The organism is Methanosaeta sp. UBA356, from assembly GCF_002496465.1.
GTDB classification, from domain to species: domain Archaea; phylum Halobacteriota; class Methanosarcinia; order Methanotrichales; family Methanotrichaceae; genus Methanothrix; species Methanothrix soehngenii.
Genome location: NZ_DAKC01000002.1, coordinates 5,069 through 6,745, shown reverse-complemented (window position 1 = coordinate 6,745; position 1,677 = coordinate 5,069). Strand labels below are relative to the sequence as shown.

2 protein-coding genes are annotated in these 1,677 nt (G+C 49.8%); one reads left to right on the top strand and one right to left on the bottom strand.

All coding sequences use genetic code 11. The annotated features are described in order from the left end of the window. Positions 1 to 63 precede the first annotated feature (63 nt). A complete protein-coding gene (locus BP727_RS00115; RefSeq protein ID WP_286856666.1) occupies positions 64 to 423 on the bottom strand; it encodes a hypothetical protein in 360 nt (119 codons plus the stop codon). 591 nt (positions 424 to 1,014) lie between these two features. On the opposite strand from BP727_RS00115, the gene BP727_RS00110 reads away from it, so the two are divergent. Beyond that, the gene (locus BP727_RS00110; RefSeq protein WP_286856664.1) at positions 1,015 to 1,551 is read left to right on the top strand and encodes a CDP-2,3-bis-(O-geranylgeranyl)-sn-glycerol synthase; all 537 of its coding nucleotides are present in this window, start codon (positions 1,015 to 1,017) and stop codon (positions 1,549 to 1,551) included. Positions 1,552 to 1,677 lie beyond the last annotated feature (126 nt).

Sequence of the window (1,677 nt, the reverse complement as noted above, 5' to 3'; positions counted from 1 at the left end):
ACTTGAACTTAACTGTTTCGATCGGATAGGCGCTCTCCGCCTTGTGCTGCACGAGCTGGGCGATCAGGTGAGATCCGGCTGAATGATCATCAACTTGATGTACTCCACTAGTATCGGAATCTCCCGAGCGACCACTGGCTTCCAATCCTCATCCACCATCGGAGTCCAACTCGTCCCTCTCCTCTCATAGACAAGGATATCATCCAGGCCGCAGAATCCCGAGGCGATTCCATCGGCCTTATTCAAATAAAAGCCAAAGAACCTCTTGTTTATTGGCCCCCACTCCGCTATATACCAGTGCATCTTCTCATCGTTGAAGAGGTGCAGATGGATGATCTCCTCACCAATCCGGCTGTGATCGAAGCACAGGCTGGGAAGCCTGGCCAGCTCTTTTGCCGTCAGATCGCTGAATCTCCTGCTCAAATAGATGCCTCCTTGGTAATGCTCTCCTCTCTTTTGCTTTTATCGAGCAATCATGAAGCGCATTCGTCCTCAAATAAAGGATACATCATATCTCACCTGCTTATATTTGCTGGCTCCTCGCTATTTAGTATGGGTGAATTTGAATCGCAAATTCTCTGTATCCTTTTGCCCCTGTGGTGAACCGCTATGCTCTGACCCAACCACAGAGGAACAGAGCTATAACCGCTGCCGTACCTCACCCAAATAATTCAGCGAAGAGCCATAAACCACAAAGCGCACAAAGGACACAAAGACCGCACCAAAGGATTATTGGGCTATCATGAACTGGATTAACCTTTGCGAGGCCTTTGTGATCTTTGTGCTCTTTGTGGTTATAATCCGTTATCTGTAATCCAATCAAACCACAGAGGCGCAGAGGAACAGATGGCTGTTCTCTGCCGGGCCTAACCCACATAATTCAGCGAAGAGCCTTGCTGGCTGAATGAACATGCCCACCGATCCGATGGCCGAGCATCAGATAATTTGATATATGGGGGTGACCGCGAAGGGAAAAAATAGAAAAGAAGAATAAACTGGAAAATAGGAAAAAGAATGATTGCCCTTATCGTCGCTTTCTGGCTGATGCTGCCTGCCTATGTGCCAAACAACTTCGCAGCCATTTTTGGGGGCGGAACGCCCCTGGACATGGGCCGGGTCTTCCAGGATGGGGAGAGAACCTTGGGCGATGGCAAGACCTTTCGGGGGACGATCGCCGGGACGGTTTGCGGCGTCCTGATGGGTCTGGTGCAAAACCAGATCGCGCCGTTCTTGGGCCTGCCGGTCTTTGGTACAGGCTTCGAGCAGCTCCTCATTCTCCTCGCCCTCTCCCTGGGGGCAATGCTGGGGGATATCGTGGCTGCCTTCTTCAAACGCCGTCTGCGGATGAAACGCGGCGCTCCCCTAGTTCTGATAGATCAGATCGATTTTGTGATAGGGGCGTGGCTTCTCACAATGTTAATTGCGCCGCTGTGGTTTTGGCATAACTTCACACCTTTGATAATGATAATAGTGCTGATCATCACCCCCATTCTCCACCGCATAACCAATATCATTGGCTACAAGATCGGCGCAAAGAGAGAGCCCTGGTAGAGTTTTCCCTGGTGATATCCGTCTGAGAAATTTTTGCCTGCCGGAGATCGCGAAAGGTTTATAAGTTTGGGTAATTGATACCAAGAGCGTCATAGCCAATTTTATAGTGGAAAACTATGAAATTGG